The sequence below is a fragment of the Ectobacillus sp. OTK genome (genome assembly GCF_059698935.1).
Genome location: NZ_AP048547.1, coordinates 330,295 through 348,835, shown reverse-complemented (window position 1 = coordinate 348,835; position 18,541 = coordinate 330,295). Strand labels below are relative to the sequence as shown.

At 42.0% G+C, this 18,541-nt stretch carries 14 protein-coding genes; 3 read left to right on the top strand and 11 right to left on the bottom strand.

Annotated features, from left to right (window positions below; genetic code table 11):
- Nucleotides 1-492: 492 nt before the first annotated feature.
- The 6 genes from AC6HZ4_RS01820 to AC6HZ4_RS01795 form a co-directional block, all read right to left on the bottom strand.
- Nucleotides 493-2,094 carry a PucR family transcriptional regulator gene (locus AC6HZ4_RS01820; protein ID WP_497493331.1) on the bottom strand — a complete coding sequence of 534 codons (1,602 nt, stop codon included), beginning with the start codon at nt 2,092-2,094 and terminating at the stop codon, nt 493-495.
- A gap of 306 nt (nt 2,095-2,400) precedes the next feature.
- Complete coding sequence (locus AC6HZ4_RS01815) at nt 2,401-2,619, bottom strand: hypothetical protein (protein WP_497493329.1); 219 nt, start codon at nt 2,617-2,619, stop codon at nt 2,401-2,403.
- Between the two features lie 33 nt (nt 2,620-2,652).
- Nucleotides 2,653-4,179, bottom strand: coding sequence for an NCS1 family nucleobase:cation symporter-1 (locus tag AC6HZ4_RS01810; protein WP_497493328.1), 1,527 nt, complete (start codon nt 4,177-4,179; stop codon nt 2,653-2,655).
- 126 nt (nt 4,180-4,305) lie between these two features.
- Entirely contained in the window at nt 4,306-5,724 is a 1,419-nt protein-coding gene (hydA, locus tag AC6HZ4_RS01805) for a dihydropyrimidinase (RefSeq protein WP_497493327.1), read from the bottom strand.
- 61 nt (nt 5,725-5,785) lie between these two features.
- Nucleotides 5,786-7,072 (bottom strand): NAD-dependent dihydropyrimidine dehydrogenase subunit PreA, encoded by a 1,287-nt coding sequence (gene preA, locus AC6HZ4_RS01800; protein WP_497493326.1) that lies wholly within the window; start codon nt 7,070-7,072, stop codon nt 5,786-5,788.
- A 23-nt stretch (nt 7,073-7,095) separates the two neighbouring features.
- Nucleotides 7,096-8,463 carry an NAD(P)-dependent oxidoreductase gene (locus AC6HZ4_RS01795; RefSeq protein ID WP_497493318.1) on the bottom strand — a complete coding sequence of 456 codons (1,368 nt, stop codon included), beginning with the start codon at nt 8,461-8,463 and terminating at the stop codon, nt 7,096-7,098.
- A gap of 658 nt (nt 8,464-9,121) precedes the next feature.
- Between AC6HZ4_RS01795 and AC6HZ4_RS01790 the strand changes: the two genes are divergently transcribed.
- Nucleotides 9,122-10,114, top strand: coding sequence for an NADPH:quinone oxidoreductase family protein (locus tag AC6HZ4_RS01790; RefSeq protein ID WP_497493316.1), 993 nt, complete (start codon nt 9,122-9,124; stop codon nt 10,112-10,114).
- Between the two features lie 290 nt (nt 10,115-10,404).
- Complete coding sequence (locus AC6HZ4_RS01785) at nt 10,405-11,175, top strand: class I SAM-dependent methyltransferase (protein ID WP_497493314.1); 771 nt, start codon at nt 10,405-10,407, stop codon at nt 11,173-11,175.
- 51 nt (nt 11,176-11,226) lie between these two features.
- Here the strand turns inward: AC6HZ4_RS01785 and AC6HZ4_RS01780 are convergent, their stop codons facing one another.
- Nucleotides 11,227-11,598 carry a DnaJ family domain-containing protein gene (locus tag AC6HZ4_RS01780; RefSeq protein WP_497493312.1) on the bottom strand — a complete coding sequence of 124 codons (372 nt, stop codon included), beginning with the start codon at nt 11,596-11,598 and terminating at the stop codon, nt 11,227-11,229.
- A 279-nt stretch (nt 11,599-11,877) separates the two neighbouring features.
- Between AC6HZ4_RS01780 and AC6HZ4_RS01775 the strand changes: the two genes are divergently transcribed.
- On the top strand, nt 11,878-12,276 hold the full coding sequence (locus tag AC6HZ4_RS01775; protein WP_497493311.1) for a cytochrome-c oxidase: 399 nt from the start codon (nt 11,878-11,880) through the stop codon (nt 12,274-12,276).
- Nucleotides 12,277-12,362: 86 nt separating this feature from the next.
- Here AC6HZ4_RS01775 and AC6HZ4_RS01770 read toward each other — a convergent pair whose 3' ends face one another.
- The 4 genes from AC6HZ4_RS01770 to ilvA form a co-directional block, all read right to left on the bottom strand.
- Nucleotides 12,363-13,031 (bottom strand): YqjF family protein, encoded by a 669-nt coding sequence (locus AC6HZ4_RS01770; RefSeq protein WP_497493309.1) that lies wholly within the window; start codon nt 13,029-13,031, stop codon nt 12,363-12,365.
- 1,042 nt (nt 13,032-14,073) lie between these two features.
- Nucleotides 14,074-15,432 (bottom strand): type I glutamate--ammonia ligase, encoded by a 1,359-nt coding sequence (glnA, locus tag AC6HZ4_RS01765; RefSeq protein ID WP_497493308.1) that lies wholly within the window; start codon nt 15,430-15,432, stop codon nt 14,074-14,076.
- 442 nt (nt 15,433-15,874) lie between these two features.
- Entirely contained in the window at nt 15,875-17,107 is a 1,233-nt protein-coding gene (locus AC6HZ4_RS01760; protein ID WP_497493307.1) for an aminopeptidase, read from the bottom strand.
- 193 nt (nt 17,108-17,300) lie between these two features.
- Nucleotides 17,301-18,509 carry a threonine ammonia-lyase gene (ilvA, locus tag AC6HZ4_RS01755; RefSeq protein WP_497493306.1) on the bottom strand — a complete coding sequence of 403 codons (1,209 nt, stop codon included), beginning with the start codon at nt 18,507-18,509 and terminating at the stop codon, nt 17,301-17,303.
- Nucleotides 18,510-18,541 lie beyond the last annotated feature (32 nt).

Below are 18,541 nucleotides of genomic sequence, written 5' to 3'. Positions count from 1 at the left end.
AAATATCCAATTTCCTTATTGAGTGTTATTCAAGAAAACAGCCCGATTGCTGAACAAGAAAAAATCCTGCTTATCAATACAGGATTTTGGGTCAAACTTTTTTATAAATTATCGAACTTTATTTCGAAACCACAGTAGCGACATATAATTCTGAAGAAGATACATCAAATAACAAAGAAAGTCACAATAAAACATATGTTTATTACAACTTGTTTTTTTATATTTTTATTATAATAAAATCCCACAAAAAAACAGGCATTTCCTGCCTGTTTCTAACCTTATAAAAAACAATTGTTTTTTATAATCTCAATATCTAACTTGAAGGTGTAGGTTTGAAATAAATGATCATTTTTCTAAAGTCTAAGGCTATCTGGCCAACATATTGGTTCCCCAGATAATGTCTTTACGTAGCTTTGGTATATTGTTAAGTTGATGGCTAAGCGTCAGAATCCCCATAAGAAAAGCGGGCATGACCTGTATTTAGGTCAGCTGCTACCCTTCGACAGGATATTGTTTCATTTGCTTTGTCGAAACAAGGTAATCATAGGCTTGGAGCATAAACTCAATCACAAGACGTTTTTCTGAATTCATAAAATCACTGCCAAGTAAGCCCTCTAGCTTTGTAATCCGATGATATAATGTTTGGCGCACCACAAATAGCCGATTTGCTGTTTCTTGCTTTGAACCATTGCAGGATAAATACACCCGCAATGTTTCCATTAGCTTTCCATTGTATTTCTTATCATAACGAACGACTGGGTCTAAATATTCCATAACAAATTCCTGCAGATCACTATGCTGATTTATCATGGAAAGGATGCGGTACATATGTAAATCCTCATAAAAATGACATACCTTCGCCAGATTGCTTTGTACCTTTACCGTTTCCTGTGCTGTTTTAAAGCTCCTATGCATATCCGTCAGCTGCTCAATTAGCTTTCCAACCCCTACCGTCACGGCTGTCTTTCGTTTCTTAATAAATTCCGAGTTTAATAATTTTTCAATCCCCGTCTCTAGACGCTGCTTCTGGTTTTTAGTATCCCGATAGTTTAGTAAAATAAAGGTGATTTCATTTCTCCTTTCCGTAGACAGCGTATAGAAGCCCAACTGCTCAAAAATGGTCCGAAACAGCAGCTTAAAGTATGTTTTATCGGAGCTGGATTGGTGTGATTCATGGAATTTGCAGATACATACTGTTCCGCCCTTGCATTTTCCATTTGTGTAGGAGCTCTTTAGAAAGTCAGTAATCTCAATCTCCGTATGCTCTCCATGAAGCCAGCTGTTTACCCATCCCTCTTCTTCTGCCTGCTTCTTTTCCTCCACATATAAATCCCGTAATAAGTGCTGTGCCACAGCGGTCGCAGTCCGATCTAAAATTAACTTATCATATTCACCAATTTCCTCGTCCTCAGAATAAATATATAAGTCAGCATAGTTATGCCCTAACACTTGGATAGATTGATGCGCAACCCGTTTTTTTAACAGCTCCTTCCCCTGACATTCTACCAAAAAGGTATAGGAAACATCGCTGCTAGACGGAATTACCTGCACGTCATTTCCCTTCATACGAAACAACACCGTATGGCAAAGATGTTCGTGCAGCAGCTGCAAAATCTCTTTATAATGCTGAATGGACAATAATTTCTTATTAAGCTGCTGAGAATACTCTTCTAAATTCGAAATCATTTGATAATGCTGGTGAATTAAATGAGAGTGGATATCGTGGGTAATTTCAACGAAAGGAACTTCCTTTAGGAAAAGCAAAATAGGGAATTGATGCTCATTAGCCAGCGCAATTCCTTCCTGCGGAATAGGAAAGGCTGATGAACCCATATCAATGCATAGACCAGAGGCATTACTTTCAATCAATTCCTGCAAAAAAGCTAAAAATGCCTTCGGATCGTTACGCCAGCCGACTCCAGTTGACAAAATAAGTTCATTTCCCTTTAGGAGCGATTTAATTTTCGCCACCTCTACAACATGAACCCATTTCACAACTCGATACAGTCCTGTCTGTCCAGCAATAAATCGAATGTTTTCAAAATGCTTTCTTTTTAACACATCCGCTACGGTAAGCTGGAAATGATATTGCATACCCTCACTCCTTTTTTGGAAACATAGTGTTTTATAGTATTCTTGCAGGCTATCGCTTTTCCCTTTTTAAATGAATAATACCCGCTTTTTCTTTATGTATAGGGCAACTATACGATTATTCAAATTCTTCTCTCTACCGATTTGTCAGATTATCTGACTCTATTTCTTTTTATCAAAAAATATGAGGGTGTCCCAAAAGTTATGGGACACCCTCTTTTGATACGACATATATCCATACATTACTGACAAGAAACCCATATACGGTATTCCTCTTAATAAGTAGAGACCTTTTGAGACAGCCTCACGCTATCCTCTTGCTCCTTGCTGAATCAGAAAAGCAGAAAAATATTTTCTGCCATCCGCCGTCATAATATGCAGCGTTTCTGTTTCACTTTCTCCATTGTCGTTTTTTTCAAACTGTACGAAGGCGCCATCCAGGTTCTCCTGAACTGCCCAAATGCTATATCCCTTCTGCATAAGAAAGTCAATTTTATCCCGCTCCGCTAGAAACTCCTGATAGGACATACATACACTCCTTTTTTAAGCTTTCGGCCATTCTCACGTACGATTTGCGATTTCAGAAGGCACCTGCTCATTTATCTTTGGCACTTCCACCTTCATCGTGATTTCCTCATACTCACCAGCAAGCAGTACACTTTTGTCCTGCTTCATCAAATATGCGTAAACTACAAGGGCGATCAGCAACCCAAATGCCAAGGCATTTTCCCAAATAAAGTGCAATCCCGGAATAATAAGACCAAGCACCGGAATCACAATCCCAGTTACAAGGGCATATACACCGTTTTTATTAAACCCGCTTGAATAGTTATAACGCCCATTCACCTCATACAGTTCCTTTAATACCATTTTCCGGCGGCGAACGAGCCAATAATCTGCAATCGCAATGCCGTCAATCGGACCAAGCAGGGCGCCGTATGTGCCAAGCCAGCCAAAAATATAGTTTCCAAAGTTGGACATAATGTACCAAGGCTGCATAAGAATCGCGAAAACTCCGGTAATGAGTACACCCATTCCAAATGTAATCCGTTTCGGATTTAAATTCTCAACAGCTCGGGCGGGAGCTACAATATTTGCACCAACATTAATCGTTACAGAAGAAATTACAATTACAACTGTTCCTACAAAAATGATGAAAGGAGGAAATTTAGCAAGCAGTTGTACAGGATCCCAAATCGCTTCACCGAATATCACAACAGTTGCCGACGTGACAGCAATACCCATAAAAGAAAAGATTGTCATTGTAATCGGAAGAGATGCTGCTTGTGCAGTCATTTGTGATTTCTGGCTTTTTGCATAGCGGCAAAAATCAGGAATATTTAAGGCAAGTGTAGCCCAAAAGGAAATAACCCCCATTAATGCAGGAAAAAAGATTTTTAGAAACTCCCCTGTTGTTTGAAACTTAGATGGCGTTTCTAAAATCGGACCCCAACCACCCGCATTTGCGAACGCCCATCCGAATAAAATAATAGCTGCAACCGCAATTGTCGGAGCTGCCACTGCACCTAATGTTTTAATCGCCTGCGGACCCTTGTATGCGATCCCTACATTTAATGCCCAAAATAAAGCAAATACTATTGCTGTATGACCCGGAAGGTTTTCCCATGATTCAAACGATGCCGACAATAGGGTATCAATTGCACCTGTCCCAATCCATGTGTTAATGCCGAACCATCCAGCAGCTACAACCGCACGTGCTAGTGCAGGAATGTGCGCTCCCTTAGAACCGAACCAAAGACGAGCGAACACAGGATAAGGAATTCCGAATTTTGTCCCAGCGTGCGCATTGAGCAGGATAGGAATAAGAACAATGATATTGCCGAGAAAAATCGTTCCGATTGCTTGCTTCCAGTTCATCCCTAGTGCAATCATCCCGCTCGCCATTGTATACGTCGGAATACATAAACACATTCCAATCCAAAGGGTAGCAAAATTCCACCCCTTCCACGAATGCTCCTCAAGCGTCGTCGGGCGTAAGTCATCGTTCCACATTGGACTGTCACTTAGTTGACGTGCTGCTTCATCCGTTAAGGTCACAATACCGTTTTGTTCAATCTGTGTTTTCATAAAAAGCCCCCTTCATTCGAAGTAACCACTATATGGTGAAACCGGCATTGTTAATCTGGCAATGCCGGTCTGAACCCCATTTGGCTCCGATCAGCTGGATCGGGGGAGAATGAACAATTACTGGGATTATTGAACTGAGATTGGCTCCTGCTGCTTTTTCGTATCTTCACCGTATTTTTTTCTCTTGAGGTATGATCCATAACCAGCCTTTCCAACAAACTGTCTGTTGCGTACAACAAATTCTCCGCGGCACAGCACGCTAATTGGTTCTCCTGTTATCTTCATACCTTCAAATGCATTATAATCCACAGCCATATGATGAGTTTCCCTAGAGATGATGCGCTCTACATTCGGATCAAAAATGACGATGTCCGCATCTGAACCAACTGCAATCGTTCCTTTTTGCGGAAATAAACCAAACAGCTTCGCAATTCTTGTAGAAGTAATATCAACGAACTGATTGAGCGTAATTCTTCCCTTTTTTACACCTTCAGAAAATAGAATGCTAATGCGATCCTCAATTGTCGGACCGCCATTTGGAATTTTCGTAAAATCTCCGCGTCCGAGTTCCTTTTGTCCTTTAAAATCAAAGGAGCACTGATCGGACCCAAGCGTTTGCAGCTGTCCATTTTTTAATGCCTTCCATAGTACATCCTGATGCCATTTCTCGCGTAAAGGCGGTGACCATACATATTTCGCCCCTTCGAAATTCGGCTTTTCTAAATAGGAACGATCCAGCACTAAATATTGCGGGCACGTCTCACCCCAAACATCAAGTCCTTTATTTCGTGCCTCCGCAATTTTCTCTACCGCATCAGCACAGGAAACATGCACAACATACAGCTGTGAATTTGCCAGGCCTGTTAGCTGACAAGCGCGGCCTGTTGCTTCACCTTCTATTTCAGGCGGTCTTGTAAGCGCATGATAGATAGGGTCCGTATTTCCTTCCGCAAGTGCTTGCTTCGTTAAATAATCAATAACATCCCCATTTTCCGCGTGTACCATTACAAGTGCACCAAGCTCCTTTGCTGCGAGCAGCGTACGGTACAGTGTCCCGTCATCCGCCTGAAATACGTTTTTGTAAGCCATAAATACCTTGAATGAGGTAATTCCTTCCTCATCAATAACCTGCGGAAGCTCCGCAAGCACATCGTCATTTATCTCGCCAATCATTAAATGAAAGCCGTAATCAATGACTGCTTTATCCCGCGATTTTCTATGCCACGTCTGGATTGCATTGTTGAGAGGTTCACCCTTATTAGTTAAACAAAAATCAATAATAGTAGTTGTTCCTCCAAATGCAGCAGCTATCGTACCCGTCTCAAAATCATCCCTCGTAACTGTCCCGCCAAAAGGCATATCCAAATGTGTATGCGGATCAATACCGCCTGGGAACAGATAGCGCCCTGTCGCATCAATAACCTCTGCACTCTCCGCCTTCAAATCTGTACCAATGGCTGCTATCTTTCCATCTTCGATTAACACATCAGCTTCGTATATATCAGCAGCTGTCACAACTGTTCCATTTTTAATTAGCTTTCTCATCTATAAATTTCCCCCTTTATCTATCCTTCTGTTTGTTTCTCCTCAAGGTCCCCCAATTTGCTTACTTTACAATATTGACCTCACAATTTGATACAGCTCCTAATGCAGCCTGACGTTCATTCCACGTCATTGGCGCAAGCTCATTTGGAAGCTCTACCATCGAAATCGCACCGTCCACAGGGCAAACAATGGAGCATAAATTACAGCCTACGCAATCCTCCTCACGAACGCGAAGGAAGCTTTTACCGGATGCATCCTTCAGCATATCAATACATTGATGGGATGTATCCTCGCAGGCAATATGGCACTTATTACAGTTAATGCAAGTTTCAGTATCAATACGGGCAACTACCTTATAATTCAAGTCAAGATCGCCCCAATTGGAATAACGCGGAACCGATTTTCCTACGATGTCCATAACAGAAGCAATTCCTTTATCATCAAGATAGTTACTGAGCCCATCAATCATATCCTCAACAATCCGGAAGCCATGGTGCATAGCAGCCGTACAAATCTGAACCCCCGTTGCGCCCATGAGTAAAAACTCGACCGCATCCTTCCAGCTGGAAATACCGCCGATACCGGAAATCGGTACATTAATATGCGGATGACGCGCGCACTCTGCCACCATGTTTAACGCGATTGGCTTTACCGCCGGCCCGCAATAGCCGCCGTGCGCCCCTTTTCCGCCAACATGCGGAATCGTATTCCATGTATCAAGATCTACACCCATTAGGCTGTTAATGGTATTAATCATACTGATGGCGTCAGCTCCGCCCTTCACTGCTGCCTCCGCGGTTGCCGTAATATCAGTAATATTTGGCGTAAGTTTTACAATAACCGGTGTTTTTGCAGCTTCCTTCGCCCAGTACGTTTGCTTTTCAACAAGAGCAGGAACCTGACCGGAAGCAGATCCCATACCACGTTCTGCCATACCATGCGGACAGCCGAAATTTAACTCAAGCCCATCAACACCAACATCCTCGACACGCTTCACAATTTCATGCCATTTTTCCTGCTTTGGTTCAACCATAAGCGAGGCAATAATCGCATGATTGGGAAATCTCTTTTTCGTTTCGTAAATTTCCTTTAAGTTGACTTCAAGCGGACGATCTGTAATGAGTTCAATATTATTAAAGCCAGCCATCCGTTGACCGTTAAAGCTGATCGCTGCAAATCGGGAAGAAACGTTTAAAATTGGATCCCCAAGCGTTTTCCATACAGCTCCGCCCCAGCCAGCTTCAAATGCACGCTGCACCTGATAGCCAGAATTCGTAGGCGGTGCCGAGGCCAGCCAAAATGGATTTGGAGATTCAATACCTGCTAAATTAATTTTTAAATCCGCCATGTTCCGTTCCCCCTTTTCCTGAATTAAACGGTTTCTTTCACAGACGCAAATTGCTTATGAATTGCATGGGCTGTCAGCTTTCCTTGCTGGGCTGCAGTCACGACCATCGCCTCTCCCTGTCCTTTGCCGAACACAACATCCCCACATGCATAGACCTTTGGATTTGATGTTTGAAACGTCTCTCTGTTAATCGCCACAATACCGCCGCTATGCGCAAGACCGAATCCCTCAATCGTCTCTATATAACGCGATTGACCAATCGCTTTAATCACAACATCCACTGGAATTACAAATTCAGAGCCTGCTACCGCTTCCGGGCGTCTTCTACCGTCCATATCAGGCTCACCAAGTGCCATTTTCACACACTCAATACCTGTAACAATCCCATTTTCGCCGATAATACGCTTAGGGGCTGTCAACCATCTGAATTCTACGCCATCCTGCTTCGCAAACTCGTACTCGAAATGGTATGCACTCATCTCCTCACGTGTACGGCGATATAAAATCTTGACATTCTCCGCTCCAAGCCTCACCGAGCATGTCGCACCATCAATCGCTGTATTCCCCGCGCCAATGACCGCAACTCTTTTCCCGATAAATTCATTTGTCAGCTCGTTTGTTTTTGTCCGTTTTACAAAATCAATTGCGTCGTACACACCGTCCAGTTCCTCTCCATCAATACCAAGCATCGGAACCTTTCCCATGCCAATTGCAAGCACGACAGCATCATACCCGGCTAAAAGCTCATCCGCTGAAACATCGTGACCAATGCGTGTGTTTGTCCGAATCTCCACATCCAAGCCTCTCACTTGATCCACTTCCCAATAAGACACAACCTGCGGCAAACGGAACGAAACAATACCGTACGTATTTAAACCGCCTGCTTCTGCCTCCGCTTCGAAAATCGTCACCGTATATCCAAGACGGGCAAGCTCACGTGCCGCCGACAAACCTGCGGGTCCTCCGCCGACAACAGCTACCATTTTCCCGTTCTTCTCCCCCGCTTCAAACAAAACCTGTTCATTTTGAATCGCCCAATCCGTCGCATAGCGCTGCAAATTTCCGATCATAATCGGCTTAGTGGAGTGGTTCAAAACACAAGCCCCTTCACATAGCTCCTCCGTAGGACATACACGGGAGCAGCTTGCACCAACTGGATTTGAAAGCATAATCGTCGCTGCCGATCCCTTTAGGTTCCCAGAGGCAATTTTCTTAATAAATGTCGGAATATCGATTCCCGTTGGACATGCCTTTATACAGGGAGCATCATAACAATATAAGCAGCGATTTGCTTCCTCAATCGCCTCTCTGTTCGAAAGTCCACTCTGAATTTCCTCAAAGTTCAACCGTAAATCTGTTAATGACAGATTTGCTTTTTTCGTTTTATTCAATCTCCCCCAGCCCCCTTCAGAAAATATGAAAAACGAATTCTATGAAAAAAGAGCGAGCATTTCACCTAAAAAATAATCAGGAAGTCTGCTCAAGCTCATTTCGCATTACGGTATTATATAGTTAGGTATGTAACCTTTCTAATCTCACTTTACTTAAATTAATCCTTACCTTCATCTTCACTGCTGCGCCCCCTTTATATGATTTTGCAAGCCTTCCCTTTTACTTTCCCCTATTGTACTAATTTTCCGAAAACTTTCCATTATACACTTTGTAAAAAGTTTACAGCTTCTTGTTAAGCATAATGTCAAGCGCTGGGAGGCAGCATGGAATGGCACTAGCTGCCTTTTAGTCTATTACCTTTCCAGCTTGAGCTTAGATGCATTCTCATCATAGATAAGGTGATTTGACATATTTTTCATTGAATTAGTTACCTTTCCTCTTATTCCCCGGGAAAACCCGTATTTTCGACAATGCTTCATAACAAAATATACTTCTATTCCGGTTTAATCAAACGTTTGTTTAATTTGTTCTCATAAATCTGAGAGATTTCTTAGTTGCCCATTTCATTCTAGAAACACCAATTCTTTCTATTTTTTCTATCCTAATTCAAATAGAAGATATACAATAAATCTATAAACGGATAGGAGGTGGTTTTTTTTGACAAATTCATTTCGCGCATTTGTTGTGAACAAAACAGAAGCTGACTTTTCTGCAAAGATTCAACACCTTACATTAGATGATTTACCTGAGGGAAATGTAACAATTCGCGTGGCGTACTCAAGCGTTAATTATAAGGACGGCCTGGCAAGTATTCCAAAAGGGAAAATTGTTCGATCATATCCATTCGTACCTGGCATTGACCTTTCCGGTACAGTAACAGAATCGGAGGATTCCCGCTTTCAGGCAGGGGATGAGGTCATTGTTACAAGCTATGAGCTTGGAGTATCCCACTTCGGCGGTTTTAGCGAATATGCACGGGTCCCAGGCGATTGGGTTGTCCCGCTTCCAAAGGGGTTAACGCTAAAGGAAGCGATGGTATTTGGGACTGCAGGCTTTACGGCCGCTCTATCCATTCACCGTTTAGAGGAAAATGGGCTTACACCAGAAAAAGGACCTGTGCTCGTAACAGGTGCAACAGGCGGAGTTGGAAGCACGGCTGTCGCAATGCTTGCAAAACGCGGCTATCATACTGTTGCTAGCACAGGCAAGGCATCCGAGCATGAGTATTTGCAAACACTCGGTGCTGCTGAGGTGATTTCTCGTGAGGATGTTGTGCTCGACCCGATTCCGGTACTTGGCAAACAAAGATGGGCAGCGGCAATCGATCCAGTCGGCGGCAAAACACTTGCTTCTATACTAAGCACGGTACAATATGGCGGCTCTGTTGCAGTGAGCGGTTTAACAGGCGGCGGAGATGTACCAACAACTGTTTATCCATTTATTTTACGCGGAGTAAATTTGTTAGGTATTGATTCCGTGTATTGCCCAATGGAACTGCGTAAAACGCTCTGGGAGCGTATGGCGGCAGATTTAAAGCCGGATACGCTTCTAAACTACATTGGCCAAGAAATTACATTGGACGAGCTGCCCCAGGCATTGTCCTCGATTTTGAAGGCTGAAACGCGCGGAAGAACAATTGTGAAGCTATAGTCCGTTCGTTGTTCATTTGATGCAGCATGCAGATATAATCAGCATGCTGCCTGATTTCCTGCAAATCTCTTACATGTCTACGAATTTATTCAGCAACAATAACCGGAGCATCGCTTCGAAGGATTACATATTGATATTTCTCATGCCCATCTAATTCGACTATGACAAGCTGAACTCTAGACTAAAAATAGAAAAAATACCAACCATTCACATACTTAATCTTTTTTGTACAAAACAATCATCAATATTGCAAGATTTGTAAAATAAAGCTTGATCAGGGGGAAATACAAATGAAGTACATACAACAGGGTACATGGAATGCTGCGCTGTACGATACAAAACACTCCTTTGTTTCAACATTCGGCCAGGATTTGGTTACTTTATTAGCTCCAAGGGAAACAGAACATATTCTTGATGTGGGCTGCGGTACGGGAGATTTGGCACATGCAATCCATAAGCTTGGAGCTACTGTTACAGGGATTGATGCATCTGAAAATATGATCCAGCAGGCACAGCATAAGTACCCGCATATCAATTTTGTTGTTCGCGATGCAACAGCCCTAGACTATCATGAAGAGTTTGATGCAGCGTTCTCGAATGCTGCACTTCATTGGATTAAACCGCAAAAACAAGCTCTGCATAGTATATACCGCAGTCTGAAGCAAGGGGGGCGATTCGTTGCAGAGTTTGGAGGTAAGGGCAATATTCAGATAATTACAGATGAAGTGATTAATCAATATAAGGCCCATGGAATAGAATACGATATGGAAAACTTCCCTTGGTATTTTCCGAGCACTGGTGAATATGCAACTTTAATGGAAGATGTGGGCTTTACTGTAGCATATACTCAATATTTTAGTAGGCCTACACCTTTAGAAGGGGAACACGGGATCAGAAATTGGCTGTATATGTTTGGAAGCGGGCTGTTTACGGGGGTGTCTGAGGATATAAAGGAAAGCATGATCATAGCAACAGAGCAAAACTTGAAGGAAAAGTTTCCTTATGATGGGCAATGGATTGCCGATTACAAAAGAATTCGTGTGATAGGGATTAAGGAATAACTGTATTTGACTTAACACTTACAAAGAAGAGCGGAGTTCCGCTCTTCTGCATTACCGAAGCTTCCGAAGCAGCTTCTCTCGATACATTCCAAAGGCACCAGATCCTCGCATTTTTCGCTTTTCCATTAATTGATTGAAGCGAAGCTCCTTTTCTGTTAGCTTTCTTTGCAATGATGCCCGCTCCTGTTCATCTATGCAGCAAGCAAGTAAATCTTCAAGCTTCAGCATATCCTTTTTCAGTTGGACCTCCTCCGGAACCATTCCGGCATTCTTTAAAATTTTGTACCCCATACGCAAATCTTCTGGTACACCAGATAAATCCTCCAGCTCCAATGGCTTGCCCTTGCCCGGTAAATCCTTAAAATCACCATTTTTTATCGACTGTCGAATGCGTTCCTCCGCTATAGTTAAGAATATATCCATGAGTTCACACCCCTTGTAATTTCAAAATCTTACTTATACGTTTTCTTCAAATGTTACTTATTGTTTCTGATTATATTTTACTATTATATCCCCTATGATACCGCTGCTTCTTGAAAATACATAATCTACTAAAATATTTCATGACAATATTTTTCTGAACATAGACATGAGCGAAATACCCTATTCATATACTTTTTATATCTATGAACGAACAGATTGCCTAAAGCTCCCCAGCTATTCGTTCATAGTAATACATTAGCATGAGTTATAGAAAGGAGGATGTGTATGGGTGTTCGCTTCATTAAAATTTCAACATTATATTTAGTAATTGGAGTCTGTATGGGTATGTTCATGTCAATCGCGCATGACTTCACATTAAAAGGGGTCCATGTGCACATAAATCTGCTCGGCTGGGCAGTAATAATGTCATCTGGAATTGTATACCACCTCTTCCCGCAGGCAGGAGCCTCTAAACTTGGAAAAACACATTTCTGGATTCATAATATCGCTCTGCCTGTCATGATGATCGCCCTAGCGCTTCAGCTGTACGGGAATACTGCTGTGATTCCGCTTGTTGCAATCGGCGGAACACTTATGGCAATTGCTATTATCTTATTTATGATTAATGTTTTTATAAATGTAAAAGCTTCGGAAGGCGTACAGGAGAAAGGAAATTAGACAACATATAGATAAACAAAAAATCCCGCGAATTTTGGCGGGATTTTTTGCTGCAGAGGCTTATGCAGTAACATAACAGTGCTCTCTTATACCTTCTGAAAGGATAACACATACACCTCTAACTCGCGTGCATAGTGGAGCAAGACTGTTTCATCCTTTTTTGTAAAGGGTGTAGACAATGTATCATAGTAAATTTCGCAAGCAGCCCTTTGCAGCGGCCATTTTTGATGAGCAATATCCCCTCGGTAGACCTGATCATTTTTAACAGTATATAGAAAATATCGTTCTGTTAACCAATATTCAAGACTTCCAGGTTGGCTATCATAACGCGCTGAAAGCGGCCAATACGTAAGGTTAAGTTCAAGCGGCTCCATGCCGCGATGGGTTCTTTTTGAGAAAAAGTGCGTTTTCTCCCCCTCCTTGTGAACCGTCATAGCCGCACTACAATATGGAAGATGGAAAAAGTTTCGAGCAATAAAAGCACCAAGAGGCTTGCTTGCATCTAAGCTAAAAAAATACACCCCAGGCTTTCCCTTGTACGTCACGTATGTCCGCACGTTTAATTGATAAAACTGGGAAACATAGGGCATCGCAGGCATCCCCGGAAAACGAATTTTCATTTCAAACGGCACAATTCCAATCCAAGCACTACCTTCATATGTATCCAGCACTAAAGGCTGTGAAATAAGGGGCCTTATCTCTTTTATCTCTACCGGAAAATGAAGAAACAATAAATTGCTCCACGTTTGCTTCATCAGCCAACGTATCCTATTTTTCTCATTATACATTCCTATCATCACCCAATTTCATGAATTAAAACGCATCTGCATCTCTGTTCCTGCCGCCCCCTCTCTGGGGATTACAATTGGCAGTTGTTTTTCATAATCCTTTCCCCTTATTAGAAACCAATGCAGCCCACCTATTCCTATACAAACAGAATCCATATGTAATTATTATATAATCTTTGCACAACTAATATTAAATAATGATGCTTTGCTTAATAAAATACAGAAACTTTGTTTAATATTTGTAATTTTCCGCTAAAATCTCCAGGCAAAGTAACATACCTTTAATCAAACGTTTGTTTAAAAGCAAATAACTAACGAAGATGACCTTTGTATAAAGACGAGAGCCATATTTACCAAACTTGACGCCACGTATGGAATACAAAAAGGATGGCTAAACAACGAATAAAAAAATCTATCAGCTAGTCTCCCTTTACATAAAACATACGGTATTGGGAATAATATCCTCAAGTAGGTTATTACACTATTTTCCTCCTCCTAAAATAAGCGGCCTTTTCCTAAACATATTAACTGGAAATTTATACATTCCTAAAATACAAAAATGCTTTGAGGTGAACAAATGGGACTTTTTAGCGCATTCTATAATTGGCAGGCTCAAAAATATGAAAAACATAAGTCTGAAATGCAATCCCTAGGTAAGTGCCCTGATTGCAGCGGAAAGGGATTTATTGCTATTGCACCCGCATTCAGCGACGTGTATATGGCTCCATATGAATGCCCTAACTGCAATGGAAGCGGCTTGTATTCTGATTGGCTTGGAACTACTCAATAATGTTTCTTAATACTTTCTGGATTTGTTGAATCTGTCGGAAGTTCCTTACAATCATCCCTTTCTCAATATCGAGATACTCTATAAACAACAGCACAGATTTCCAACTATTTGTTCGGATGGTATCAAACCGATTGAAGATTCTATTACATTTTCTTCGAAAAATTGCTAACCAAGGCAAAAAAGCCCTCAGTTTCAAAAACTGAGGGCTTTTCATTTATATTAGAATTTCGCGTGATATTTTTCGATTTCCCAAGAGTGTACAGCTGTACGATAGCTATCCCACTCAGCTTTTTTCAATGAAACGTATTCGTTGAATACATGCTCGCCTAATGTAGCGCGACCGATTGTACCGTTCTCTAACTCAGCTACAGCTGCTTCTAAGCTGCCAGGAAGGTTGTCGATACCGTACTCAGCACGAACTGCATCACTCATGTGGAAGATGTCCTCATCAACTGGAGCTGGAGCAGTTAATCCTTTTTCTACGCCGTCTAGACCTGCTGCTGCGATTACCGCAAACGTTAGGTATGGGTTCGCAGATGGATCTGGACAACGAAGCTCTACGCGCGTAGCAAGACCACGTTTTGCAGGGATACGGATCAATGCAGAACGGTTAGATGCAGACCATGCGATATAGCAAGGTGCTTCGTATCCAGGTACAAGACGCTTGTAAGAGTTTACTAGAGGGTTTGTAACCGCTGCAAAGCTCTTTACGTTTGCGATTAGACCAGCGATGAATTGGTATGCAGTTTGAGAAAGCTGGCGAGAATCAGCAGGATCGAAGAATGCGTTTTGACCATCTTTGAAGAAGGACATGTTTACGTGCATTCCAGAACCGTTGATACCGAAAACTGGTTTTGGCATAAATGTCGCATGAAGACCATATTTCGCCGCAATTGTTTTTACAACCCATTTGTAAGTTGTAGAGCTGTCTGCAGCACCTAAAGCATCTGCATACTTGAAGTTGATTTCATGTTGACCTTCAGCTACTTCATGGTGAGATGCTTCAATTGTGAAGCCCATTGCTTTTAATGCACGATAGATTTCTAAACGAACGCGCTCACCAAAGTCTTTTGGAGACGGCTCGAAGTATCCGCCGTTATCATGTAAAGCAGTTGTTGGGTTACCGTTGTCGTCTGTTTTGAATAAGAAGAACTCTAGCTCAGGACCTACAGAAATTGTGTAGCCTTTTTCACCCGCTTGTTCTACTACTTTTTTCAATACGTTACGAGTGTCACCCTCATAAGGAGTGCCATCTGGGTTAGCTGCGCTGCAAAGGAAACGCGCTTCAGAATAGCCTTCCTCTACTGTCCAAGGAAGAACAGCAAATGTATTTAAGTCTGGTTGAAGATATAAGTCAGATTTGTTAATTGGAGAAAATCCAGTAATAGAAGAACCATCAAACATCATTTTTCCTTCTACTACATCCTCTAATTGTGCAGCCGTAACTGTTACGTGCTTTAAAATTCCTTCGATATCTACGAATTGTAAGTGAAGAAGCTCTACATTTTTTTGCTCTACGATTTCTTTAATTTTTTCAAGAGTAAGTGTACCGCTGTTTGCTTGAGAAATTTGACTCATGTTACTCTCCCTCTCATTTCCGTGTCATATTTTATAACATACGCTTATTATAGTCTAAATACCTTGTTCTTTTCAATATATTTTTTGAATTTTTATTCGTTAAAATTTTCCTAAAAGGGTGGAAATTTCGGAAATTCCCTAACGAAAACGCTTTCTTTTTAAGGTAATGTTCATTTTGTACACGAAAAAGACAAAAATACTCAAAAACACTCAAAAAAATCATTGTTCCAGAAGAAAATGCTTTTCTATAAACGAACAATCCTTTAAATCATTAAATATAAAGTCTATATGCACAAAAAAAGTAAAGTTTTCCGCTTAAAATAAGGATATTAAAGGTATCAATAATAATCACTTTTGCATTTTTATGCAAAACACATTTTTCTTAAAGCTAATTCACATAAAAAAGAGCAACGAGCTAAGCACCCGTTGCTCTTCTTTAATTTTAGATTGCCCAATTACCACTTCTAAAAATCGGCTCGCGTTTTCCATCTTTTGTTACACCGTCGATGTTCATATCGGCAGATCCAATCATAAAATCTTCGTGTACAAGACTTTTGTTTGCACCGCGCTCCGCCAGCTCCTCTGGTGTCATTGATGTTCCGTTTTGAAGGTTAACTGGATATGCTTCTCCCAATGCAAGATGGTTCGATGCATTCTCATCAAATAACGTGTTATAAAATGTCAACCCAGAATCTGAAATCGGAGAACGGTGCGGAACAAGCGCTACTTCTCCAAGCCGGCGTGCACCTTCATCCATATTTAATAGCTGCTCCAGCGTTTCATAGCCTGCTTCTGCCGTGAAATCGACTACAACCCCATCCTTAAACGTTAGCGTAAAATTATTGATCACGTTGCCGCCGTAATTCAGCGGCTTCGTGCTGCGCACAGTACCATTTACGCCGTTCTTATGCGGCATTGTGTATACTTCCTCTGTCGGCATGTTTGGATTAAAGCGTATGCCTCCTTGATCTACAGAGCCACCGCCCTGCCACACATGATTCTCCGGCAAGTTTACGACGAGGTTCGTCCCTTGCGCTTCATACACAAGCTGCACATATTGCTTTGCATTTAAATATTCTACTTTTTGCTTTAATGTCTCATTATGCGCATGCCATGCCGCAATCGGGTCCTCCTGGTCGATACGGACGATTTTGAAAATAGCATCCCATAGCTTCTCAATAGCTTCTGTTTCCTCAGCACCAGGAAACACCTTTGCCGCCCACTCTGCTGTTGGAACAGAAATGAGTGACCAGCGCGCTTTGTCTGCCATCATATAGCTGCGGTATTTTTTCAGTGCTGTGCCGGCTGTTTTATTCCACGCTGCAATACGCTGCGGATCAATTCCTTTTAAAAGCTCAGGATTCGGTGAGTAAATAGACAAAAATGCCGCACCATTTTCCGCCATTTCCTCCATTCCCTTCGCTCTCCACATCGGATATTCTGTAAATGCTTCATCCGGTGCTTTTTCATATTTAATGCGCGTGATGTTTTCATCTTGAAATTCTACATGCACATTTTTTGCACCAGCTTCATATGCCTTCGCAACAATTTTGCGCACAAATTCTGCTGCCGGAAGCGGAGCATTTACGACAAGTGTTTGTCCTTGTTGGATGTTTACCCCGACATGCACTGCCAGCTCAGCATATTTTTCAAGCATTTGTTCAAATTGTTTCATGTTATCCCCTCCATATGTATCTGTTCACTTGCTACCTTATAGTATACAATCCGAAATTCGGAGCGCCAAAAAGATGTATGCAGCCTAGCTGTTATAGTTAGAGGAACTAAAGAAAACTGATGTCCGCTTTTATTTTTCCAAATATAGAAGCCGCTTCTTGCGGCTTCTTGAACAATATGTGATCAGGAATTATTTACTCGATGATTTGTACACCATAGCCCTTTTGCTGCATCGCTTCAAAAATCTGAATAATATGGGCTTGATCTTTTGTCTCAAGTGAAAGATGCAGCTCCGCATAGCCCGGAAATACCTTCGTACCAATGCGCTCGTGATGAACGTTCAGCACATTTGCCCCAGCTTCCGCAATAATTTGCAGCACCCTTTGCAGCTGTCCCGGCTTATCAGGCAAGGTAGTAGAAAAGTGGACGAAGCGGCCAGCCTCTACCATGCCGCGCTCAATAATGCGGGCAATAAAATTTACATCTACATTGCCGCCGCTCAATATAACAGCAATGTTTTTCCCTTCAATCGGAAGCTTTTTGTATAAAAGCGATGCAAGCGCACTAGCACCTGATCCCTCTACAAGAAGCTTGCTGCGTTCTAATACCATTAGCATTGTGCGAGCAATTTCCATTTCGTCGACAGTGACGATATCATCTACATATTTTTGAATCAGTTGAAAGGTTACTTCCCCTGGTCTTTTCACAGCAATACCATCCGCCATTGTCGGAAGCGCATCAACTGTTGTCACTTTCTTTTCATCCCATGATTTCTTAATACCCGGGCAAGCCACAGCCTGCACCCCATATACCTTCACAGAAGGTTTCTGCTCTTTAATAGCTAGTGCCACGCCAGCAAGCAGCCCCCCTCCTCCAGCCGGACACAGAACAGCTTCAACATTAGGCATCTGCTCTATTATTTCTAGACCAACCGTCCCTTGTCCTGCAATAATCGCTGCATCATCAAACGCGTGTACAAACGTTGCTCCCGTTTTCTCTTTTAGCTGGAGTGCATAGGCGAGCGCTTCATCGAAAACATTTCCATGCATCTCCACCTTTGCACCGTATCGTTTCGTCGCCGCAACCTTGCTAAGCGGCGCACCCTTTGGCATCACGATTGTACATGGAATTTGCAGCATACTGCTCGAGTATGCTACACCCTGGGCATGATTACCCGCAGAGGCGGCAATCACCCCTTTTCTAAGTTCATCCTCTGACAGGGACATAATTTTATTGTAGGAACCTCTTACTTTAAAAGATCCTGTTTTCTGTAAATTTTCCAGCTTTAAATACACTTCGTTTTTTGTTAATTCACTGAAGGTTCGAGAATAATCTAAAGGAGTTTCATGAACAACCCCCTTCATTTTCTCTCGCGCCGCGAAAACATCCTGTATGGACACCATGCCCAATCCCCCATATCCCACATTGTATCAAG